This is a genomic window from Edaphovirga cremea (assembly GCF_003332275.1).
Taxonomy (GTDB): Bacteria; Pseudomonadota; Gammaproteobacteria; order Enterobacterales; family Enterobacteriaceae; genus Edaphovirga; species Edaphovirga cremea.
Genome location: NZ_QOVA01000001.1, coordinates 589272 through 612715, shown reverse-complemented (window position 1 = coordinate 612715; position 23444 = coordinate 589272). Strand labels below are relative to the sequence as shown.

Below are 23444 nucleotides of genomic sequence, written 5' to 3'. Positions count from 1 at the left end.
GCCATGGCTGTATAGATAAACAGGAGTGTAGCGAATTTTTTCAGGTTTTGCACCTGCGCCTTTACCGGGTCTTAATGACCAAGCGGTTACTCTGTTTCACTTCTTCCATTACCACATAAGTACGGGTGTCATTGACGCCTGGCAGGCGGAGCAATGTTTCACCCAACAATTTACGGTAAGCGGACATATCGGGTACGCGGGTTTTCAACAGATAGTCGAAGTCGCCGGATACCAGATGACATTCCTGAATGTCTTCAAGCTTTTGTACGGCTGCATTGAATTGCTCAAATACATCCGGCGCGCCACGGTTGAGAGTAATCTCAACAAATACCAACAGCGATGCGTCCAGATAATGAGGATTGAGCAATGCGGTATAACCATGAATGAAATTTTGACGTTCCAAACGGCGAACGCGTTCCAGACATGGCGTAGGGGATAAGCCTACCCGCTTTGAAAGCTCAACGTTAGAGATCCGTCCATCCTTCTGTAATTCGTTAAGGATGTTACGGTCTATGCGGTCGAGATCTTTTCCCGGTCGTTTTTTGTTGTCTGCCATTATTATTGTCTCTCTACTGTCCTTCCCTGCACTTGCCACACCCTAGCCAACTTCAATGTGTTGAGGGCTTGTCCCAAGCGAAGACCCGATGACTGATATATGCTTATAATTACCTGATGGCCCTCTCCCGCCCCTGCCTGTCTATTCCGGGAGAAGAATCCGGTTATCGCTGCGTCTGAAGAAGACCCCAATTCCCCACAACATTCCCCACTACCAGCACACAACACTCTTACGCCGTACCACAATCGTTCCAGCGAAGTGACGCTTGGGCAAAATCTAACATGCACGTGGTTAATTTCTTCTTCCTCTGATGTTTTCGCAAATGCGCAGCGGATTGTCAAAGTAAAAGAAGCAAAATCAGAAGAACGTGCCAGATTAAAAAACAAGCACCTCCTTTTCAGCTATCTTATCCTGCGTGTTATCTCAACCACGTCATTCGATTTCCCCTACAGCGTGAAGGCTTATTCCACCTTGGTGGAACGGTGTTTCATTAACAATTTACCCTTGTCCGCGCCAAAGCGTCGCCTTGGGTTTTCGCGGAAGAATAACTGCATATTTTTCAATCTGTTCAATTATAAATAGGTAAAATCTATCAAACAAATTGCTAACAACATCGCAGTTTACTTTTTTTAATTCTGCATTTTCCCTACAATCACTGCATTGCATGATCCGCCATAGTGGAAATGAGGTACTGATGGGTACGGCTAAACATAGTAAGTTGTTGATTCTTGGCTCCGGTCCGGCAGGTTATACTGCTGCGGTCTACGCTGCTCGCGCCAACCTTCATCCGGTGCTGGTTACCGGCATGGAAAAAGGCGGTCAGTTGACTACCACTACTGAGGTTGAAAACTGGCCAGGCGATCCCGAAGGTCTGACAGGCCCGATATTGATGGAACGCATGAATGAGCATGCGGCCAAATTCAATACTGAAATCATTTTTGATCACATCCAGCGCGTCGACCTGCAAACCCGCCCGTTTCGTCTGATTGGCGACAGCGAAGAGTACACCTGTGATGCGCTGATCATTGCGACTGGCGCTTCCGCACGTTATATCGGTTTGCCTTCCGAAGAGGCATTCAAAGGCAAAGGCGTGTCTGCCTGCGCAACCTGCGATGGTTTCTTCTACCGCAATCAGAAAGTCGCGGTCGTGGGCGGTGGGAACACCGCGGTTGAAGAGGCACTTTATCTGGCAAACATCGCCGCTGAAGTTCATCTGATTCATCGCCGCGACAGTTTCCGTGCAGAAAAAATCCTGATCGACCGACTGATGGAAAAGGCAAAAAACGGCAATATCGTTCTGCACACCGACAAAACGTTGGAAGAAGTCTTGGGTGATAACATGGGCGTTACCGCCGTCAATCTGCGCAATGTCCTGACCGGCAAGTTGGAAAAACTGGATGTTGCCGGTGCGTTTATCGCAATTGGCCACAGCCCGAATACCGCGATATTTGCCGGGCAACTTGAACTTGAGAACGGCTATATCAAGGTTCAATCCGGCCTCCATGGCAATGCGACGCAGACCAGCATTCCGGGTGTTTTTGCTGCTGGCGACGTAATGGATCATATTTACCGCCAGGCAATTACCTCTGCAGGCACTGGTTGTATGGCTGCGCTGGATGCGGAACGTTATCTTGACGGACTGGCACAAACCAATAACCGATAAGTCATTTTGCCAGCGGGATCTCTATTCACGCTCAAAATGTTAAAAAGGCGACCTCCGGGTCGCCTTAATATTTTCAGTAAAGCGCATGACGAGGTAACATGTGCCCGTCGTTTGACATCGGATGTTTACGGCAAGGGGAAAAGGCATTCTGTAAAGTAGGGAGCCTTTTAGAAATCATGTAGTTACTATAATGCTGCATACCAACACCGTGCATTTGTTCCAATGCATCTCCTGCGCAGACTGATTGACTGATGAATAAAACCAGACAACAAGAGTTGATCCACTGGCTGAAAAAGCAAAGTGCATTGTCGAAGCGATGGCTTCGCCTTTCCATGTTATTGGGTCTGTTAAGTGGCTTGTTGATTATCGCCCAGGCGTGGTTGATGGCTTTTTTACTCCACGCGCTCATTATTGAACAGGCTCCCAGAGATGCGTTGATCACCGATTTTGTCCTGCTTGCCGCCGCTTTCATCGCCCGGGCAATTATCGCCTGGCTGCGGGAAAAGGTCGGGTTCATCTGCGGTAAAGTGGTACGCAAGGAGATCCGTGCGTTGGTGCTCGACAGGCTGGAACAGCTGGGGCCCGCCTGGATCCAGGGCAAACCTGCGGGCAGTTGGGCGACGATTATTCTTGAGCAAATTGAAGATATGCAGGAGTATTATTCCCGCTATTTACCGCAAATGTATCTTGCCGGGATGATTCCCTTACTGATTTTAATCTGCATCTTCCCAATAAACTGGGCAGCAGCAGTCATACTGTTTGCCACCGCGCCACTGATTCCCTTATTTATGGCACTGGTAGGTATGGGGGCCGCAGATGCCAATCGGCGTAACTTCGTGGCATTGGCACGCCTAAGCGGCAATTTCCTCGACAGCCTGCGCGGATTGGACACCCTGCGCCTTTTTAACCGAGCCAAAGCAGAAACGGATCAAATCGCCCGCACCTCCGAAGATTTCCGCGTCCGTACCATGGAAGTGTTGCGGCTGGCTTTCCTTTCCTCTGCCGTCCTTGAGTTTTTCGCGTCTATTTCCATCGCCGTTGTCGCAGTCTATTTTGGTTTTTCCTACTTGGGTGAACTGAATTTTGGCAGCTATGGCACCAGCGTTACCCTTTTTGCAGGGTTCCTGGTGTTGATACTTGCGCCTGAGTTTTTCCAGCCGCTACGCGATCTCGGTACGTTCTACCATGCCAAAGCACAGGCGGTGGGTGCGGCCGAAACGCTACTGACCTTCCTCAGTGCGGAAGTTGAAAGCGTGGGCAAAGGGCAACGCGTGCTTCCTGTCGATCAGCCGGTTCAATTGGAAGCCAATGAGTTGCAGATTCTTTCCCCCTCAGGCACGCTTTTGGCCGGTCCGCTCACCTTTAGCCTCGCAGCCAATCAGCGTGTGGCCATCGTGGGATTGAGCGGCGCAGGGAAAAGCTCTCTGCTGAATCTTTTATTGGGGTTCCTGCCGTATCAGGGTTCGCTGAAAGTGAACGGACACGAATTGCGAGAACTCGATCCGCAGTCGTGGCGTCAACACCTGAGCTGGGTTGGGCAAAACCCCCATCTGCCCGCACCTACACTGCGCGATAATATTCTGCTCAATCACCCCGATGCCGGTGAAGAGCAGTTGCAACTTGCCGTCGATCACGCCTGGGTCAGCGAATTTTTGCCGTTGCTGCCACAGGGTCTTGACACCGTCGTCGGCGATAACGCGGCACGGCTCTCCGTAGGCCAGGCGCAACGGGTGGCGGTCGCTCGCGCCTTGCTCTGTCCGTGCCAGTTGATGTTGCTGGACGAACCGACAGCCAGTCTTGACGCGCACAGTGAGAATCGGGTGATGCAGGCGCTTAATGCCGCCTCCACGCGTCAGACCACCTTGCTGGTGACCCATCAATTGGAAGACACCGTGGAGTATGACGAGATTTGGGTAATGAGCCACGGCAAGCTGCTAGAACGCGGTAGCTACCAGCAACTCTGTCAGCAGCCCGGCCTCTTCGCAGGTCTTCTCGCCCAACGCAGCAAGGAGCTTTAATCATGCGTGTTCTGCTGCCCTATCTGGCACTTTATCGCCGCCACTGGTTCCGCATTAGCCTTGGGATCGTGCTGGCTATTGTCACCCTGCTGGCGAGTATCGGTTTGCTCACCCTGTCTGGATGGTTCCTCGCGGCCTCTTCGCTGGCCGGGCTGGCGGGTCTGTATACCTTTAACTATATGCTGCCTGCCGCAGGTGTACGCGGTGCGGCCATTGCCCGAACGGCGGGACGTTACGCCGAACGCGTCGTCAGTCATGATGCGACGTTCCGTGTGCTGTCGCATTTGCGGGTATTTACATTCCAGAAAATAATGCCGCTTTCGCCTGGGGGAATTGCCCGTTTCAAGCAGGCTGAATTACTGAACCGGCTGGTTGCTGATGTCGATACGCTGGATCACCTCTACCTGCGGGTGATTTCGCCCCTAATCAGCGCGGTAGCAATTATTGCCGTTGTTACTTTTGGCCTGAGTTTCCTTGATGTCTCGCTGGCGCTGACGCTGGGGATGATCATGCTGGTCCTGCTGGCGGCGTTGCCGTTGATATTTTATCGCGCGGGGCACCCCATCGGCCAGGAACTGACTGCGCTTCGCAGTGATTACCGGACATTATTGACGGCCTGGTTACAAGGTCAGGCAGAACTGGTGGTCTTCGGTGCACACAACCGCTTTCGCCAGGCAATGACTGATATTGAAAATCGCTGGATGGCACGCCAGCAACAGCAGGCGACGCTGGCAGGGCTGGCGCAGGCGCTGATGATTGCGGCAACCGGATTAACCGTCACCTTGATGCTCTGGCTGGCCGCTGGCGGCATCGGTGGGAATAGCCAACCGGGTGCGTTGATCGCGCTGTTTGTCTTTATCACACTGGCTGCATTTGAAGCATTGGGACCGGTTGCGGGCGCATTCCAGCACCTTGGTCAGGTCATCGCATCCGCGACACGCGTAACACAAATTACTTCGCAAACGCCAGAAGTGAGCTTCCCGGCGCAAGGCCCGGCCTCTGCCTCACAGGTCACTTTGCGCATCGAAGACGTCACGTTCACTTATCCCGAACAACCGCTCCCCGTATTGAAAAATCTCAGCCTGACGCTGACTGCCGGTGAGCATATTGCCTTGTTGGGGCGCACCGGTTGTGGCAAATCTACGCTGCTCCAGCTGTTGACGCGCGCATGGGATACACAGACAGGTAAAATTCTCCTCAACGATCGACCTCTGGCTGATTATGCGGAATCCACGTTGCGGCAGATGATGTCGGTTGTGACCCAGCGTGTACATATTTTCAACTCCACACTGCGTGAAAACCTGCTGATGGCTGCGCCACAGTGCGGTGACGATCAATTATGTTCGGTGCTCGAAAAAGTTGGCCTGGCTAATTTACTGGACAATGAAGGATTGAATGCCTGGCTGGGCGAAGGTGGCCGCCAGCTTTCGGGTGGCGAACAACGACGTCTCGGCGTAGCACGCGCGTTATTGCATAATGCGCCGGTGGTTCTGCTTGATGAGCCTACCGAAGGGTTGGATGCAGAAACCGAACAGAACATTTTGGCCTTGTTGCGCCAGCACTGTCAGGGCAAAACGTTAATCCTGATCACCCATCGACTGTATGGGCTGGAGCATATGGATCGCATCTGCGTGATGGATAATGGCGATGTTATCGAACAGGGTAACCACGAGACCTTACTCGCCCAACGTGGTCGCTATTATCATTTCTGTCAGAGGCTATAATATCTATGCCCAATGCTCCCTTAACGCTTTCTGAGGGCTTTTATGCGTATCGTGCAGCTCACCTCCCATTCGATAGCGTTCCCCTCGCCTGAGGGTGCTTTGCGCGAACCCAATGGTTTGCTGGCAATTGGCGGCGATCTTTCTGCAGCCCGACTGTTGTCAGCATACCGTTATGGTGTCTTCCCCTGGTTCAATCCTGGCGAGATGATTCTTTGGTGGTCGCCGGATCCCCGCGCCGTTTTATTCCCTACCGAAGTGCATATCAGTCGCAGTATGAAACGTTTTCTTCGCCACTGCCCTTACAGGTTCACGCTCAATACGGCATTTGAGCAGGTTATTGCCGCCTGTGCGGACGAACGCAGCGAAGGCACCTGGATAGGTCCCGACGTTCAACTGGCTTACAACCAATTACATCGCCAGGGCCATGCGCATTCCATCGAAGTCTGGGATGAGCATCGGTTGGTAGGCGGCATGTACGGCGTGGCAATGGGCCGCTTATTCTGTGGTGAGTCAATGTTCAGCCGTCAGGTTAATGCCTCAAAGAGCGCATTAATGATTTTTTGCCAGCATTTTACCCATCATGGCGGAGAACTGATTGACTGTCAGGTGCTCAACCCTCACACTATGTCACTTGGAGCGAAAGAAATACCCCGCCGCCACTTTTTGCAGCAACTTACTGAGCTTCAGCGTCAATCACTACCAGCCAATTGCTGGTTGCCGCAAGTTTTACCCCACATGACATAAACCCGTCCATTTCTTGCTATAATGTGGAGAAACGATGTGGTGTGTGACAACACTACTTTACATAACGTGGGTTTTTTAGCATTATTTACCAGTTAAATACTAAGGTAGTTAGACCTAGAGGATTCGATGGCCAAAGAAGACAATATTGAAATGCACGGCACTGTTCTTGATACGCTGCCGAACACCATGTTCCGCGTTCAATTGGAGAACGGGCATGTGGTAACTGCTCATATCTCCGGTAAAATGCGTAAAAACTATATCCGCATCCTGACAGGCGACAAAGTCAGCGTAGAGCTGACCCCTTACGACCTGAGCAAAGGCCGCATCACTTTCCGTGCCCGCTGATCGGCTCACCTTCCACTGATCGTCAGTGAACGTCAAAGATGTAAACCCTCCGCGTCCTTCCCGATAACGGTAAGGGCGTTTAGTTATTTCTGACGTCAAAACTTCAGTGCACAAAAAAGAGCGATGTCACCATCGCTCTTTGCTTTTTTGCTTTCAACTGATGTCAGTCAGGTCATCAGTGAACTGCGCCTTCCGCTTTGCGCTTTTGCGCACTGAGGAATTCGTATTTCAGCTCTTGTTTCTCGCTGTCCAGTTCAACTGTTACCGAACCGCCATCAATCAACGAACCAAACAGCAGTTCATTCGCCAAGGGTTTTTTCAGGCTTTCCTGCATCACACGCGCCATTGGACGCGCACCCATTGCCTTGTCGTAACCTTTGACTGCCAACCAATCACGGGCCTCATCACTGACTTCCAGCGACACGCCTTTGGCATCCAGTTGCGCCTGCAGTTCGACAATGAACTTATCGACAACCTGCTGGATAATGTTCGGAGACAAGTTGTTGAACCAAATAATGTTGTCCAGACGGTTACGGAATTCGGGTGTAAATACCTTCTTGATCTCTTCCATCGCGTCGGTACTGTTGTCCTGTTGAATCAGGCCAATCGATTTACGTTCAGTTTCACGAACGCCGGCGTTAGTGGTCATCACCAGAATCACATTACGGAAGTCGGCCTTGCGCCCGTTGTTATCAGTCAGCGTACCGTTGTCCATGACCTGCAAAAGCAGGTTGAAAACATCCGGATGCGCTTTCTCGATCTCGTCAAGCAGCACCACCGCGTGCGGATGTTTAATTACCGCATCAGTCAGCATCCCACCTTGATCGTAACCTACGTAGCCAGGAGGCGCACCAATCAGGCGGCTGACGGTATGACGTTCGGTGTATTCCGACATATCAAAACGCAGCAGTTCGATATCCAGCGCTTTCGCCAACTGTACCGTGACTTCAGTTTTACCCACCCCCGTCGGACCCGCAAACAGGAAAGAACCTACCGGTTTGTGATCTTGCCCCAATCCCGCACGGCTCATCTTGATGGCTTCGGTCAGCGCCAGAATCGCCGGATCCTGTCCAAAGACCAGCATCTTCAGACGATCGCCGAGGCTTTTCAGCACATCACGGTCGCTGGATGATACTGATTTCTCAGGGATCCGCGCAATCCGCGCAACCACAGATTCAATATCACTGACATTCACGGTTTTCTTGCGTTTGCTTGCAGGCATCAGGCGGCTACGCGCACCCGCTTCATCAATGACATCAATCGCTTTATCGGGCAGATGACGATCGTTAATGTATTTCACCGACAGCTCAACCGCCGCACGCACCGCTTTGGCGGTATAACGTACATCATGGTGCGCTTCATATTTGGTCTTCAGGCCATTAATGATCTGTACCGTTTCTTCAACGGAAGGCTCAGTAATGTCAATTTTCTGGAAGCGACGCGCCAAGGCACGATCCTTCTCAAATATATTGCTGAATTCCTGATAGGTCGTTGAACCAATCACCCGGATTTTGCCGCTCGACAGCAGTGGTTTAATCAGATTGGCCGCATCTACCTGACCACCTGATGCCGCACCGGCACCAATGATGGTGTGAATTTCATCGATAAACAGGATGCTGTTCTGATCCTGCTCCAGCTGTTTCAACAGGGCTTTGAAACGTTTTTCAAAGTCACCACGGTATTTGGTACCGGCCAGCAGGGAACCAATATCCAGGGAATAGACCGTGCAGTCCGCCATCACTTCTGGCACGTCGCCCTGCACAATACGCCAGGCAAGACCTTCCGCAATTGCAGTTTTACCGACACCGGACTCACCCACCAGCAATGGGTTGTTTTTGCGGCGGCGGCAGAACACCTGAATGGCACGTTCCAGCTCTTTCTCACGTCCAATCAGCGGATCAATGCCGCCGACGCGAGCCAGTTGGTTCAGATTGGTGGTGAAGTTCTCCATACGGTCTTCCCCTGCCGACTGCTGCTCTTCATTAACCGGATTCTCGGCATTAGGTGCCTGACCCGGTTCGTCTTTGCGCGTGCCGTGGGAAATGAAGTTCACCACGTCAAGGCGGCTGACATCATGCTTGCGCAGCAGATATGCTGCTTGCGACTCCTGTTCGCTGAAGATAGCCACTAACACATTGGCACCAGACACTTCACTGCGGCCAGAGGACTGAACGTGGAATACCGCACGTTGCAGCACTCGCTGGAAGCTAAGCGTAGGCTGAGTGTCACGCTCTTCTTCACTGGTAGGCAAGGTTGGCGTGGTCTGTTCAATGAAGGCTTCAAGTTCCTGGCGCAACGCCACCAGATCAACCGTACAGGCTTCAAGTGCCTCCCGGGCTGCAGGGTTGCTCAATAATGCAAGCAACAGGTGCTCCACGGTCATAAACTCGTGTCTGTGCTCGCGCGCTCTGGCGAAAGCCATGTTGAGACTGAGTTCCAGTTCTTGATTGAGCATAAGCACCTCCCCAATAGGTTGCCTTTATTCAGGCTTTTTCCAGCGTACATAGCAACGGATGCTCGTTTTCCCGTGCGTAACGGTTCACATGAACTACCTTGGTTTCCGCTACTTCTGCGGTAAAAACACCGCAGATGGCCTTCCCTTTGTAGTGCACGGTAAGCATCAGTTGCGTTGCACGTTCAATATCATAAGAAAAGAACTTTTGCAGAACGTCAATCACAAATTCCATCGGTGTGTAATCGTCGTTGTTAAGTATAACTTTATACATGGACGGCGGTTTTACCGCATCCATTTGCTTATCTTTAATTAAATGCTCAAAATTTAGCCAATCTTGATTGTTGCCCATCGCCTACCCATCATCAAAGTCATGTCAAGAATGCCCGTGTCATCGGGCTTAAACTCAGATTACACGCTATTGATGTTACATTACCATCACCAAACATCTTTAAGGCCGATTCCAGCCATCAATGACCTACCGCTCTTTGAGTATAATTTTTAATCAAAAAAAGCCAATAGCGTTAACTGCTTCAAATTTTGATTAACTGCCTTGTCTGGACAAAAGCCGATCCCTTGACGTGCATACCATTTCCACTAGAGTGTAAATTCGTGCGTTGACGGAGTTTTAATCAACTCCCAGACGTACCTGGTCGCTCTTACCTCAACTAACTAACAGAAAAGTCTTGCGAGGAATATAGAAGCATGGAGACGGGTACTGTTAAATGGTTCAATAATGCCAAGGGCTTTGGCTTCATTTGTCCGCTCAATGGCGGTGAAGATATTTTTGCCCACTACTCCACCATCCAGATGGAGGGCTATAGAACGCTAAAGGCCGGACAACAAGTCAGATTCGATGTCCACCAAGGCCCCAAAGGAAACCATGCCAGCCTGATCATCCCAACGGAAGTTGAAGCGGTTGCCTGATTCCCTACCCAATCTGAAACCTACCCTACAACTAGGTTTACTTAAAAAATGCCAGTCAGTTATTGACTGGCATTTTTTTAAGATGAGGGTGAACTACAACGATTCAAGTGCTGAATAGAAGAATAATGTTTTGCCCCGCGCAGTAGCCAATTACTCAAAAGCCAAGGGCGTAGCGAGCTAGCCGAGTTCTCTCACGGCCAGCGCGCAGGACCCGGAGCGTACTTAATGTACGTGAGGAGTCCGAGCACTGCCCGGGAGGGAAATGGCGACGCGCAGTAGCCACTTACTCAAAAGCCAAGGGCGTAGCGAGCTAGCCGAGTTCTCTCACGGCCAGCGCACAGGACCCGGAACGTACTTAATGTACGTGAGGAGTTCGAGCACTGCCCGGGAGGGAAATGGCGACGCGCAGTAGCCTTCCACAAAATCAGTCGGCGCGTCCTCGGGAGAGCCATAGAACTCTCGAAAACATCTTCCTGATTAGCATCGGCACTGACTCGATACCCCTTTCACCTGCAGCCATGGCCACTTCGATTGCCAGATCGGGTTTCGAGGTGCGATGGATCGCTTTTTCGATGATCCGCCGGGGGGGCATAGGGACGTTCCCGGGTAGTGCGGCAACGCGGTGATAGACATCGCTGAACCCCTCACGGTACATGAAATGCTCCATGTCACGCGCAGGCAAGGCGGTCAATCGATCGCGCTCAATGTCCCTGGTGGTTTCAACCATTGCCCGTACTGAGGCGGCATACTTTTTGCCGGCCTCGTCGCCGTCAACCAGCGCATGCCATTCTATCCCCATGTGCCGGGCAAATTTGAGCAGTGGGCGGATCCCGCACTGGGCGAATTCAATGATCTTGATCCCTTCAGATTCAAAATGATAGCCACACTGCCGTGCTAACTGGTTGAGCAGCCAGACTTCTGTTTCCCCTTCCACAAGTAACCAACAACGGGCAAACAGTGCTGAAGAGCGATTCAAACGGATGTGAAAAGCGATACGGCGACTATCATCAGGACTCAACCCTGCCGGGCCTATGCGGTAAGTGGCCACGCGTGAAGACTCGCGCACCAGACGGCAAACATCCTCAACAGGCGTCAATGACAGCAACTCCCCGGAATTGGTCGTCGTAATCCGTTGCAATGGCAACTGATTCAGCAGTCCCCAGGCCACCGACAGCATAATCGGATGCAGGCGGGTTTCGGGATCCTCAATCAGCAATAGCGGCCGGGCATGCGGGTCGATAATCACCGATCCTTTGGCCTGCAGCAGCGTAGAGAAGATACCGAGCAAAATAAGACGCATGCTGCGACTTTTGGGCTCCGCAACCATGCGATTGATGTTTTCGAGTGAACGCCAGGCTTTGCGTGATTCAGAACGCGCATGCCGATGATGGCGACTGCGGCCTTCATGCTGCGCCCCTTGCTCTGAAAAATAATGCTCAAGCAGTTGCTGCATCGCCGTCAAACCCTGACGCAATTCACTGTTGGTCAACTTCTGCGGATTATGTACCAGTTCACGGGTAAGATCGTCGAGTTTCTTCGCCAGCAGGTGATTGTCGCCCGCCATATTAGGCGCAAGAGACTTGCCTTGCAGTCGACGGATAAAACGGGAATCCCGCAGGCGCAGCACCGGATGCACACGAATCAGGCCCTGGGCGAGTTGATCAATATCGTGCAGATCGAGCGCGTTACCCTCTTCATCGAGGAAGCTGCGCCAGGTTAGGACGGTACCATCACCGTCCAGTTCGCCTTCAAGACGATAATAGATGCGATTTTTGTTACCCTCCCCACGCACCCATAGCGGCGACAAATGACGTAGGCGTGGAACCTGCGAGTGTCCCGGCTCATTCTCGCAAAAAGTAAAGATAACTTGCAGATAGCGCTCTTTGGCCAGTTGATCTCCCGCTGGGAAATGGAAATCCACTGGCTTGAAACAATACAATTGCGGTTCGGGTGAAAGAAGCAGCGTCAGTGCATCGAGTAAGCTGGATTTCCCCCAGGCATTTTCGCCAATTAACACCATATTTTTGTAAGACTGACGGCTATCAAGAGCCAACGACAGGCGATTAATGCCGCGAAATCCAACGATATCGATATGTTCCAGATACATCTTTCGCCCCCGCTGTACATTATCCCTAAGCATGGTCAAGAAAAGCCTTGCAGGTCAAGCAGACACTTCATCTAGTGCGACACGGATTGTTGCTTTACTCAGGCAGATGTTTTGGGTAGGTTGATAACGCTTGCCAACTATTTAGTGCAAATTCAATGCAAAAAGAGTTGCCAGCGCTTTTTATTTGACAGGGTGTCTTTGGATTTTCAGGCCAAGCAACAACCCGAATTATCGTTTCATTTTATTTATCTGGCCGGAAAATTACGTCATGTATTCAGGTTTATTGATCATTCTTTTGCCGTTGATCATCGGCTATTTAATTCCTCTGAAAAGTAAATCGCTGATCATGGCGATCAATCGTCTTTTAAGCTGGATGGTCTACGTCATTTTGTTCTTTATGGGGATCAGTCTGGCGTTTTTGGATAATCTCAGTACCAATCTGGTGTTGATCTTTAAATATGCCTCAGTGCTGTTCCTGTGTATCTTTTTGTTGAATCTGTTGGCGCTGGCGTTCCTTGAGCGAAGACTGCCCTGGAAAACCACCCACCATCAGGAAACATTACCCTCACGGCTGCATATGGCGTTGGAGTCTCTCAAACTGTGCGGCGTGGTGATTCTGGGCTTCCTGCTCGGCCTGACTCAGTGGCACTTCCTTACCTATGCTTCGCTGGGCAGCGAGTACGCGCTGATATTTTTACTGGCCCTGGTCGGCATCCAATTGCGTAATAGTGGGATGACCCTGCGTCAAATCGTGTTGAACCGACGTGGGATGATCGTCGCCATCGTGGTCGCAGTCAGTGCACTCGCAGGTGGTGCCATTGCCTCTTTGCTGCTCAGTTTGCCCCTGAAGACCGGTCTGGCGATGGCTTCCGGTTATGGTTGGTATTCGCTTTCCGGGATTGTGCTGACGGACTCTTTCGGCCCGGTAATTGGCAGCGCCGCGTTCTTCAATGATTTGGCTCGCGAACTCTGTGCCATCATGCTTATCCCAACGCTGGTGCGCAGCAGTCGCTCGTCGGCCCTCGGTTTATGTGGCGCTACATCGATGGACTTTACCCTGCCGGTATTGCAGCGTAGTGGCGGTCTGGATATGGTTCCCCCGGCAATCGTCCATGGCTTTTTGCTGAGCCTGATCGCCCCCGTATTAATGGCCTTCTTCTCCTCCTGATCGTCAATCTTGAGACTTTTGCAGGAAAAACGGATGAAATATCATTGATTTCATCCGTTTTTTTCTGAAACCATTCTCATTCCCACCTAAATTTGCGTTACATCAAAGGATCGCCAGATTGCATTAAAAATGTCTGTTTAAGCGCCCGTGTCGGATCTACCCTTTAAACATGCATAATGGATGCACGTTTAAAAAAGGACGCGAGAATGTTTTGTGTGCAATGTGAACAGACTATCCGTACCCCAGCAGGCAATGGCTGTGCCTATTCGCAGGGTATGTGCGGTAAAACCGCTGAAACCTCGGACCTGCAGGATCTGCTGGTCGCTGTGCTGCAAGGTCTCTCCGCCTGGGCATTACAGGCACGGGCGCTGGGAATCGTGGATGCGGATATCGACAGTTTCGCACCGCGTGCTTTCTTCTCGACCCTGACCAACGTCAATTTCGATTCCGATCGCATCATCGGCTATGCCCGTGAAACCATCGCCCTGCGCGACTCACTGGCCGCCCGCTGCCGCCTGCTCGATGCCAGCGCCCGCGTGGATCATCCGATGGCGGAAATCCGTTTAGCGGGTAGCGATATGCCCACCCTACTGCTGCAATCACAGCAGTTCGCCCTCGATAACGATAAAGCGCAGATTGGTGACGATATCCACGGTCTGCGGATGCTGTGCCTCTACGGTTTGAAAGGCGCAGCGGCCTACATGGAACATGCCCATGTTCTGGGTCAGTCCGATGAAAATATCTATGCCGATTACCATGCCTATATGGCTTGGCTGGGTACGCAACCGACTGATGTAGAAACCTTGCTGAACAATGCCATGGGCATCGGCAAAATGAATTTCAATGTCATGGCGATCCTCGATCGCGGTGAAACCGATGCTTACGGCCATCCACAACCGACATCCGTCAATGTGCGCCCAGTGGCAGGGAAAGCCATCCTGATCTCGGGTCACGATCTGGAAGATCTGCGCATGCTGCTGGAACAGACCGAAGGCAGCGGAATCAATATCTACACCCACGGTGAAATGCTGCCAGCACACGGCTACCCGGAACTGAAAAAATTCGCCCATCTGGTCGGTAACTACGGCAGCGGCTGGCAGAATCAGCAAACCGAGTTCTCACGCTTCCCGGGCCCGATTGTGATGACGTCCAACTGCATTATCGATCCTAACGTCGGTAATTACGGCGATCGCATCTGGACCCGCAGTATTGTCGGTTGGCCGGGCGTGAACCATCTGGAAGGCGATGACTTCTCGACCATCATTGCCCAGGCTCAATCGCTGGCCGGTTTCCCTTACAGCGAAATCGAACATCAGATCACCGTGGGATTTGGCCGGCAAACCCTGCTCAATGCCGCCGATACGGTCATTGATCTGGTGGTACAGAAGAAACTGCGCCACGTCTTTTTGGTGGGAGGTTGCGATGGCAGCCGCGAAGAACGGAGTTACTTTACCGATTTCGCCCGCAGCGTACCGCAGGACTGCCTGATCCTGACGCTGGCGTGCGGCAAATACCGTTTCAACAAGCTGGACTTCGGGACGATCGAAGGGCTGCCACGCTTGCTGGATGTCGGTCAGTGCAATGATGCCTATTCCGCCATCATGCTGGCCGTTAATCTGTCTGAAAAACTGGGTTGTACCGTGAATGATTTACCACTGAGTCTGGTGCTTTCCTGGTTTGAACAGAAAGCGATCGTGATTCTGCTGACCTTGCTGTCGCTGGGCGTCAAGAATATCTACACCGGACCCACCGCGCCGGGCTTCCTGACCGATAATTTGCTGGCGATTCTGAACGAGAAATTCGGTATGCGCTCTATCACGACGGTTGAGCAGGATATGAACGAGATTCTGGCTTCCTGATTTCCCTCTAGCCGGAAGTCCAGCGCGGCTTCCGGCCTGTTTTCTGAGGTCCACGATGACTATGCCTACCCCGCTGTGCCCGAACCGTATGCAAATTCACGACATCAGGCAAGAAACGCCGGATGTCTGGACGCTGTCGCTGATTAACCACGATTTCTATCCTTACCAGCCCGGCCAGTATGCGTTGGTCAGCATTAAAAACAGTGCCGACACCCTGCGCGCCTATACGCTTTCCTCCACGCCTGGATTGAGTCCTTTTATTACACTCAGTGTCCGCCGCCTGCCTGATGGCACCGGTTCCCGCTGGTTGACGGAAGCGACCCGCGTGGGCCAATACCTGTGGCTTTCCGCTGCGCAAGGCGATTTCACTTGCACCAATCATTCGCCTGCTGATTACCTTATGTTGGGTGCCGGATGTGGTGTGACGCCAATTATGTCCATGTGCCGCTGGCTGCTGGTTCATCGTCCCCAAGCCAATCTGTCGGTGATTATTAATGTCCGTACGCCGCAGGATGTGATTTTTGCCGAAGAGTGGCGGCAGTTGCAGGCACGATATCCGCAGAATTTGCAATTGATCCGCATGGCAGAGCAGCAACTGCAAGAAGGGTTCAGCGAGGGACGTTTGAATAATGCCACCCTGCAACGCGTCCACCATATTACCGATCGTATGGTGATGGTCTGTGGTCCCGCGCCTTATATGAAACAGGCTGAATCGCTGGTGCGCGAAATGGGTGTCCCTGCCGATCGCGTCTTCAAAGAGCAGTTTCATTCGGTTCAGGAAGAAGAGTCTGCGTCTGGCCCGTCCTTGAAACTGGTTACCCGCACGCCGCTAGCCGAGTATCGCGCGCCGGTCGGCACCAGTCTGCTGGCTGCCATGGAGATGAACAAAGTGCCGGTCAATGCCGCCTGTCGGGCTGGTGTCTGTGGGTCTTGCAAAACCCGAATCCTCTCAGGTGATTACACCACCAGCAGCACGATGACATTGACTGCTGAGGAAATTTCGCGGGGTTACGTACTGGCATGTAGTTGCCAATTACAGGGTGACATCGTTCTCGCCTGATCCTGCAAACCCATTCCTGAAAACCCATGCCATTGCCTTATGAATTATCTTTACCTGTTCATAAGGCGAAATCCCCCTTTTCCCCCTACAACCTTCACGCCGCCATTCCGTCCTGTCCAGAAATAGCACGAATCTACATTCATCAAATCAATCATACAGTCACAATGGACTATGCTTAGCTGGGCTGAACAAGACAGGATAGTCGATTGGCACGCTTTGGGCTGATGAGGACATAATTCATTGAAAAATAGGGGGGAACTATGAAACAAACCGTTGCGACACTGCTGGCAAAAACGTTGGAACAAGCTGGGGTCAAGCGTATTTGGGGCGTAACCGGGGATTCGTTGAATGGCCTGAGCGACAGCCTGCACCGGATGGGCACCATTGACTGGATGGGAACACGCCATGAGGAAGTCGCCGCTTTTGCTGCCGGTGCCGAGGCACAGTTAACCGGGGAACTGGCTGTCTGCGCAGGATCGTGCGGGCCGGGTAACCTTCATCTGATCAACGGTCTTTTCGACTGTCACCGCAATCATGTTCCCGTGCTGGCTATCGCTGCACATATTCCTTCCAGTGAAATCGGCAGTGGCTATTTCCAGGAAACGCATCCGCAAGAGCTGTTCCGTGAGTGCAGCCACTATTGTGAACTGGTATCCAACCCTGAGCAGTTGCCGCGCGTGCTGGAAATTGCCATGCGCAAAGCCATTCTTAACCGCGGCGTCTCGGTGATTGTCTTGCCGGGTGATGTTGCATTGCAGGCCGCGCCTGAAGATGCCAAACCGGTATGGCGCACTCCGAAATTACCGCTGATGTTGCCTGCCATGTCCGAACTCGAAACGCTGGCCGAAACGCTCAATGGGGCGAAAAACATTACTTTGCTGTGCGGCAGTGGCTGTGCGGGTGCCCATGATGAAGTGGTGAAACTCGCGGAAATTCTCAAGGCACCGATCGTGCACGCCTTGCGCGGCAAAGAACATATTGAATGGGATAACCCCTACGACGTGGGAATGACCGGTCTGATCGGTTTCTCCTCGGGTTATCACGCCATGATGAATGCAGATACATTGGTGATGCTCGGCACCCAATTTCCCTACCGGGCATTCTTTCCAACCGAGGCGCAGATCATCCAGATTGATATCAACCCGGGCAGCATCGGCGCGCATTGCCCGGTGAATCTGGCACTGATGGGGGATATCAAATCCACGCTGACGGCGCTGTTGCCCAACCTGAAAGAGAAGAGCGATCGTAAATTCCTCGATAAAGCGCTCGAACATTATCACACCACCCGTAAAGATCTGGACGCACTGGCGGTGGCAAAAGACGGGCAGCCTATTCACCCGCAATATCTCGCCCAACAAATCAGCCGCTTCGCCAGCGAGGACGCTATTTTCACTTGCGACGTGGGCACACCGACCGTCTGGGCTGCGCGCTATCTGCAAATGAACGGCAAGCGCCGGTTGATTGGCTCGTTCAACCACGGTTCAATGGCCAACGCCATGCCACAGGCGATCGGCGCACAGGCAACAGAACCCGATCGTCAGGTGATTGCATTATGTGGCGACGGCGGATTTACCATGCTGATGGGCGATTTCCTCACGCTGGCGCAGCTTAAACTGCCCGTCAAAATTGTGGTTTTCAACAACAGTACGCTGGGTTTTGTGGCGATGGAGATGAAGGCTGGTGGCTATCTTACCGATGGTACCGATCTGCACAATCCGGACTTCGCTGCTATCGCCAACGCGGCGGGAATCAAGGGGATTCGTGTCGAGCAAGCCTCCACGCTGGATGTCGCGATACAGGAAGCACTGGCGCATCCTGGCCCGGTGCTGATCGATGTGGTCACTGCGAAGCAAGAACTGGCAATGCCACCGCAGATCAAGTTTGAACAGGCCAAAGGCTTCAGCCTGTATATGCTCCGTGCCATTATCAATGGTCGCGGTGATGAAGTGGTGGAATTGGCAAAAACCAACTTCCTTCGTTGATAACCGAGCCATCCTGAAAACTGCGCAACGGATGCCTGCCCGGCATCCGTTTTCATGGCAACTCAGCGCGTCTGTAGCGTTTTTTTCTCTGCTCTGCTTTCCTGCCTGCTTAATCTGGTTATGATGAAGGCAAACTTTCATCTTTGATGCCGATATGAGGATTTTACGTTGATTGATCTACGCAGCGATACAGTAACCCGACCCAGCGACGCTATGCGCCAGGCCATGGCGAGCGCCGAGGTGGGTGATGATGTTTATGGTGACGATCCAACAGTCAATGCGCTGGAAGCGCTGGGAGCCAAACTTTCCGGCAAAGAGGCGGCGCTGTTCCTGCCGACCGGCACCCAGGCGAATCTGGTTGCCCTCCTCACCCACTGCCAACGCGGTGAGGAATACATTGTCGGACAGAAAGCCCATAACTATCTGTATGAAGCCGGTGGCGCAGCAGTGCTGGGCAGCATCCAGCCGCAGCCGCTTGATGCCGATGAAGACGGCACTATCCCGCTGGATAAAATTGCTGCCGCCATCAAACCCGATGACATCCATTTCGCCCCCACCCGTCTGCTCAGCCTGGAGAATACCCACAACGGCAAAGTTTTGCCGCTTGATTACCTGCAACAGGCATGGGCTTTGACCCGCGAGAAAAAGCTGGCGCTGCATATCGACGGTGCCCGAATTTTCAATGCGGCAGTGGCGCTGAACGTGGAACTCAGTGAAATCAGCCGCTATTGCGATACGCTGACCATCTGCCTCTCAAAAGGACTGGGTACGCCAGTGGGTTCGCTGCTGTGCGGCAGTGACGAATACATTAAGCGCGCAAGGCGTTGGCGCAAGATGACCGGTGGCGGCATGCGTCAGGCCGGTATTCTGGCCGCTGCGGGTATTTACGCCCTGCAAAATAACGTGCAGCGCCTGAAGGAAGATCACGACAATGCGCGCTGGCTGGAACAGCAACTGCGTGAGATTGGCATTGAGATCGTTTCACCGGGTGCGCAAACCAATATTCTGTTCATTCGCCAAAGCGCTTACCATGCAAGCCTGCTGGGCGACTGGATGCGTGAACGCGGTGTGCTGATGAATGTTGCGCCGATCACCCGGATGATTACCCATCTGGATGTTAACCGCGACGATCTCCAGCGTTTCGTGGGATTATGGCAGCAGTTCCTGAGCCAACATCCTGATAAGTAGTCTTTTGTTTCCTTTCGATCGGCCATCGCGTTACGTCGCGGTGATCCGATCGCCCGTTCGCGACAAAATCCCCAAGGAAAATGGATGACCTTACATCGAATTCTGGTGCTGGGTGCCAGCGGCTATATCGGCCAGCACCTGATCCCACGCCTCAGTCAGCAAGGCCATACCATTACTGCCGCTGCACGCCGGATCGCCTGGTTACAGGAGCAACCCTGGCCGAACGTCCATTGTCACTATGCGGATGTCAGTCGTCCAGAGACGCTGCCACCGGTGTTGGAAAATGTGGATATCGTCTATTACCTGATTCACGGGATGGGCGAAGGCAGCGACTTTGTCGAGAAAGAGCGGCAGGGGGCGCAAAATATCTGCCAGGCGCTGCGACAGTCATCAGTCAGACAGATTATTTTCCTCAGTTCATCACAAACCAACAGTGCCAATTCCGAACATCTCGCCGCGCGGAAACTGACCGGGGAGATCCTGCGCGAAAGCGGCATTCCGGTCACCGAATTTCGCGCCAGCATCATCGTTGGACCCGGCTCGGCCGCCTTCGAAGTGATGCGCGACATGGTCTATAATCTGCCTGTTCTCACGCCGCCCCGCTGGGTACGTTCGAAGTCCTCACCGGTGGCACTGGAGAATTTGCTGGTCTATCTGACAGAAATACTCAACCATCCGGCCAGCGAACACCGGATTTATGACGTTGCCGGTCCGGAATACCTCAGTTATCAGACGCTGTTTGAACGCTTCATCGCCATTAGCGGCAAACGTCGCTGGCTTATCCCCATTCCCATGCCCACACGATGGATCTCGGTATTTTTTATTCGCATGATCACCTCGGTACCGGCGCCTATTGCCAAGGCATTGATTCAGGGATTGAATCATGATTTGCCCTCCGATGGCCGGGCGTTGCAGGCATTGATTCCACAAAAATTACTGACGTTTGATGAGGCGACCCGCGACACACTGGAGCATGAGGCCCAATTCGTCGACTCCAGCGAATGGGGATATGACCCACAGGCGCGGGCACGCTGGCGTCCAGGCTATGGTTTTTATCCCAAACAGGCGGGGTATGAGCTGGAAACCACGGCCTCCGCCGCCGCGCTGTGGCATGTCGTACAGCAACTCGGTGGAACTGAAGGGTACTTTTTTGCCAATATCCTTTGGCGCATGCGTGCACTTATGGATGATATGGCGGGCGGCGGCGTGGTTTATGGTCGCCCGGATCGGGACACCTTGCAGTGCGGTGATAAGGTTGATGGCTGGCGGGTGATTACCGTCAAACCCCAGCAGCAACTGGCCCTACTGTTTGGCATGAAAGCACCGGGGTTGGGCCGTTTAACGTTTACCATCAACGATCAGGGTGATAAACGCACCCTCGATGTCCGCGCGTGGTGGCATCCGGCAGGTTTCAGTGGCCTGTTATATTGGTTCAGCATGATGCCACCGCACCTGTTTATTTTTCGCGGCATGGCCCACCGTATTGCCACACTTGCTGAGCAATACGACCGCAAATCTGCCGTTTGAACGGTTATTTGTCGGTCAACCGCACATTTTGCAGAATAAGCAGGTGCCTTTCAGATTGCGCAGAGCACAATTTCAAGAAAGAATGGCACCTTATTTGCTGTGTGGACACCCCGTCCCACCGCGAGGTGATTTTCAGTGGGAAGCAATTAACGTTATGAAGGTACTGGTCACCGGCGCAACCAGCGGGTTGGGCAGAAATGCCGTGGAATATTTGCGTCGTCAGGGGATCAAAGTTCGGGCAACCGGCCGGAATGCGGTGATGGGCAAACTGTTGGAAAAAATGGGCGCGGAGTTTATCCATGCCGATCTTACCAATCTCGTCTCATCACAGGCAAAAGCGATGCTGGCTGAAGTCGATACGCTCTGGCATTGCTCCGGCTTTACCTCGCCCTGGGGTACCGAAGAGACCTTCGAACTGGCCAATGTTCGCGCCACTCGCCGACTCGGTGAATGGGCGGCAGCCTATGGCGTTGAAAATTTTATCCATATCTCTTCGCCAGCGATCTATTTTGATTATCACCATTACCGCAACATCAAAGAAGAGTTCCGCCCTGCCCGGTTTGCCAATGCCTTTGCGCGCAGCAAAGCCATGGGTGAAGACGTCATTCAACAGTTGGCGATGTCCAATCCACAGACGCATTTTACTATCCTGCGTCCTCAGGGATTGTTCGGTCCCCACGACAATGTGTTTCTGCCAAGATTGCTGCAAATGGTCAAGCACAGCGGTTCACTGCTGCTGCCACGCGGTGGCGAGGCGCTGGTGGATATGACCTATGTCGAAAACGCCGTCCATGCCATGTGGCTGGCCACACAGGCGCAAGGCACACCTTCCGGTCGCGCCTACAATATCACCAATCAACAACCCCGGCCGCTGCGCACCCTACTGATACATTTGCAAGAGTGTCTGGGCGTGCATTGGCGTATCCGCTCCATTCCGTATCCGATGCTCGATATGATGGCGCGCGGGATGGAAAAATTCAGCAAAAGCGCCAAAGAGCCTGTGCTCACCCATTATGGCGTTGCCAAACTCAACTTCGATCTGACACTGGATACCACCCGTGCACAACAGGAACTCGGCTATCGTCCGCTGATTTCACTCGACGAAGGCATTTCCCGCACGGCGCTGTGGCTGAAGGATCATGGCACATTGCAGTATTTGGCACGCGTCAACGCCTCGCCAGATTAGTCACGGCTACCGTACTTCTCAAGAAGCGCCAGAACAATGGCTTCACTTTCTGCATCGGCCTGGCCGCGATAATCGCTGGACCGAAAATGCATTTGAAACGCGGCAATCACGCTCTGCTGCTGTTCAGGCGTCAACTCTGTGGGCAGCGGATCTGTGGGTAGCGGATAGCCATACTGCGCCAATTTTTCCAGCAGTTGCAACCGATCGACAGGCTCTGTGGCTTCTCGTCCTGCCAGATAAAACCTCACGCGCGATGCATCCGGCCAGGCACCTATTCCCGCCAGCGCCAGCTTATGCCAGGGAAATAGCGGTCCAGGATCCTGTTTCCGCTGCGGGGCGATATCGCTGTGACCCAGCACATTCTGCGGCGCAATCTGATAGCGTTCGATAACCTGATGGCTTATATCCGTTAGCAGAGCGATCTGTTCTGGCGGAAATGGATACCAACGTGGCCCCACCAGCGTGCTACGGTAGCCGCGATTCTCCAGCTCAATGCCAATCGATGTATCATTGAGATTGCTGCGGCCACGCCAACCGCTGGCTCCGGCATGCCACGCGCGCTGTGATTCAGGCACCAATTGCCAGGCCACCGGCTTTCCCCCTGCTTTTGGGGGGTGCGCAGGGATTAAATAATGCGCACTGACATGTTCGTCGGTCAGGGTATTCAACGAGGAATGGAAATCTTCCGCCGTATAGTGGATCACCAGAAAGCGGATGCGCTGATCCGCAGCCTGCGCCTGATGCGCCGTTTCCAGCATAAAGCTGCCCCGGTCGACCCGGCTGCCCGTTGAGGATTGCTGGCAACCGGCCAGCAATAATGCCAGCGAGACACTCCCTACCCAGCGCAATGTGCGTCCCAAATAAACTCCTATCAAATTAGTGGATGATTTCTACCGCAGGCAGAATCAATGCAACCGCTGAAAACAGATTTATACTGT

General features: G+C 52.8%; 18 protein-coding genes. 13 read left to right on the top strand and 5 right to left on the bottom strand.

What is annotated here, in order from left to right; translation table 11 throughout:
• Positions 1 to 61 precede the first annotated feature (61 nt).
• Positions 62 to 556 (bottom strand): leucine-responsive transcriptional regulator Lrp, encoded by a 495-nt coding sequence (lrp, locus tag DRI82_RS02805; RefSeq protein WP_072925842.1) that lies wholly within the window; start codon positions 554 to 556, stop codon positions 62 to 64.
• Positions 557 to 1250: 694 nt separating this feature from the next.
• Here lrp and trxB point away from each other — a divergent pair.
• The 5 genes from trxB to infA all read left to right on the top strand — a co-directional run bounded on the left by trxB (position 1251) and on the right by infA (position 7050).
• Positions 1251 to 2219: a thioredoxin-disulfide reductase gene (gene trxB / locus DRI82_RS02800; RefSeq protein ID WP_114191963.1), complete on the top strand. Its 969-nt coding sequence runs from the start codon at positions 1251 to 1253 to the stop codon at positions 2217 to 2219.
• Positions 2220 to 2470: 251 nt separating this feature from the next.
• Positions 2471 to 4237, top strand: a complete 1767-nt coding sequence (cydD, locus tag DRI82_RS02795; protein WP_114191962.1) for a heme ABC transporter permease/ATP-binding protein CydD — start codon at positions 2471 to 2473, stop codon at positions 4235 to 4237.
• Between the two features lie 2 nt (positions 4238 to 4239).
• Positions 4240 to 5961, top strand: coding sequence for a heme ABC transporter ATP-binding protein/permease CydC (gene cydC, locus DRI82_RS02790; RefSeq protein ID WP_114191961.1), 1722 nt, complete (start codon positions 4240 to 4242; stop codon positions 5959 to 5961).
• A 42-nt stretch (positions 5962 to 6003) separates the two neighbouring features.
• Complete coding sequence (gene aat, locus DRI82_RS02785; protein ID WP_114191960.1) at positions 6004 to 6705, top strand: leucyl/phenylalanyl-tRNA--protein transferase; 702 nt, start codon at positions 6004 to 6006, stop codon at positions 6703 to 6705.
• A 126-nt stretch (positions 6706 to 6831) separates the two neighbouring features.
• The gene (gene infA, locus DRI82_RS02780; protein WP_114191959.1) at positions 6832 to 7050 is read left to right on the top strand and encodes a translation initiation factor IF-1; all 219 of its coding nucleotides are present in this window, start codon (positions 6832 to 6834) and stop codon (positions 7048 to 7050) included.
• Positions 7051 to 7225: 175 nt separating this feature from the next.
• Here the strand turns inward: infA and clpA are convergent, their stop codons facing one another.
• Together clpA and clpS are read right to left on the bottom strand one after the other, a co-directional pair.
• Entirely contained in the window at positions 7226 to 9505 is a 2280-nt protein-coding gene (gene clpA, locus DRI82_RS02775) for an ATP-dependent Clp protease ATP-binding subunit ClpA (protein ID WP_114191958.1), read from the bottom strand.
• A 28-nt stretch (positions 9506 to 9533) separates the two neighbouring features.
• Complete coding sequence (clpS, locus tag DRI82_RS02770) at positions 9534 to 9854, bottom strand: ATP-dependent Clp protease adapter ClpS (protein WP_114191957.1); 321 nt, start codon at positions 9852 to 9854, stop codon at positions 9534 to 9536.
• Between the two features lie 353 nt (positions 9855 to 10207).
• Here clpS and cspD point away from each other — a divergent pair, with 353 nt between their 5' ends.
• Positions 10208 to 10429, top strand: coding sequence for a cold shock-like protein CspD (gene cspD / locus DRI82_RS02765; protein WP_114191956.1), 222 nt, complete (start codon positions 10208 to 10210; stop codon positions 10427 to 10429).
• Between the two features lie 424 nt (positions 10430 to 10853).
• Here the strand turns inward: cspD and DRI82_RS02760 are convergent, their stop codons facing one another.
• Positions 10854 to 12536 (bottom strand): ATP-dependent endonuclease, encoded by a 1683-nt coding sequence (locus tag DRI82_RS02760; RefSeq protein ID WP_114191955.1) that lies wholly within the window; start codon positions 12534 to 12536, stop codon positions 10854 to 10856.
• A 268-nt stretch (positions 12537 to 12804) separates the two neighbouring features.
• Here DRI82_RS02760 and DRI82_RS02755 point away from each other — a divergent pair, with 268 nt between their 5' ends.
• The 7 genes from DRI82_RS02755 (at position 12805) to DRI82_RS02725 (ending at position 22506) form a co-directional block, all read left to right on the top strand.
• Complete coding sequence (locus DRI82_RS02755; RefSeq protein WP_114191954.1) at positions 12805 to 13704, top strand: LysO family transporter; 900 nt, start codon at positions 12805 to 12807, stop codon at positions 13702 to 13704.
• A 206-nt stretch (positions 13705 to 13910) separates the two neighbouring features.
• The gene (gene hcp, locus DRI82_RS02750; RefSeq protein WP_114191953.1) at positions 13911 to 15563 is read left to right on the top strand and encodes a hydroxylamine reductase; all 1653 of its coding nucleotides are present in this window, start codon (positions 13911 to 13913) and stop codon (positions 15561 to 15563) included.
• A gap of 55 nt (positions 15564 to 15618) precedes the next feature.
• Positions 15619 to 16623, top strand: a complete 1005-nt coding sequence (gene hcr, locus DRI82_RS02745; RefSeq protein ID WP_114191952.1) for an NADH oxidoreductase — start codon at positions 15619 to 15621, stop codon at positions 16621 to 16623.
• Positions 16624 to 16883: 260 nt separating this feature from the next.
• Positions 16884 to 18605: a ubiquinone-dependent pyruvate dehydrogenase gene (gene poxB, locus DRI82_RS02740; RefSeq protein WP_114191951.1), complete on the top strand. Its 1722-nt coding sequence runs from the start codon at positions 16884 to 16886 to the stop codon at positions 18603 to 18605.
• A gap of 168 nt (positions 18606 to 18773) precedes the next feature.
• A complete protein-coding gene (gene ltaE, locus DRI82_RS02735; RefSeq protein WP_114191950.1) occupies positions 18774 to 19793 on the top strand; it encodes a low-specificity L-threonine aldolase in 1020 nt (339 codons plus the stop codon).
• A gap of 84 nt (positions 19794 to 19877) precedes the next feature.
• Positions 19878 to 21320, top strand: a complete 1443-nt coding sequence (locus DRI82_RS02730; protein ID WP_114191949.1) for a DUF2867 domain-containing protein — start codon at positions 19878 to 19880, stop codon at positions 21318 to 21320.
• A gap of 154 nt (positions 21321 to 21474) precedes the next feature.
• Positions 21475 to 22506 (top strand): NAD-dependent epimerase/dehydratase family protein, encoded by a 1032-nt coding sequence (locus DRI82_RS02725; RefSeq protein WP_114192020.1) that lies wholly within the window; start codon positions 21475 to 21477, stop codon positions 22504 to 22506.
• On the opposite strand, the gene DRI82_RS02720 is transcribed toward DRI82_RS02725, so the two are convergent.
• On the bottom strand, positions 22503 to 23366 hold the full coding sequence (locus DRI82_RS02720) for an N-acetylmuramoyl-L-alanine amidase (protein WP_281269747.1): 864 nt from the start codon (positions 23364 to 23366) through the stop codon (positions 22503 to 22505). The genes DRI82_RS02725 and DRI82_RS02720 overlap by 4 nt on opposite strands.
• Positions 23367 to 23444: the final 78 nt, after the last annotated feature.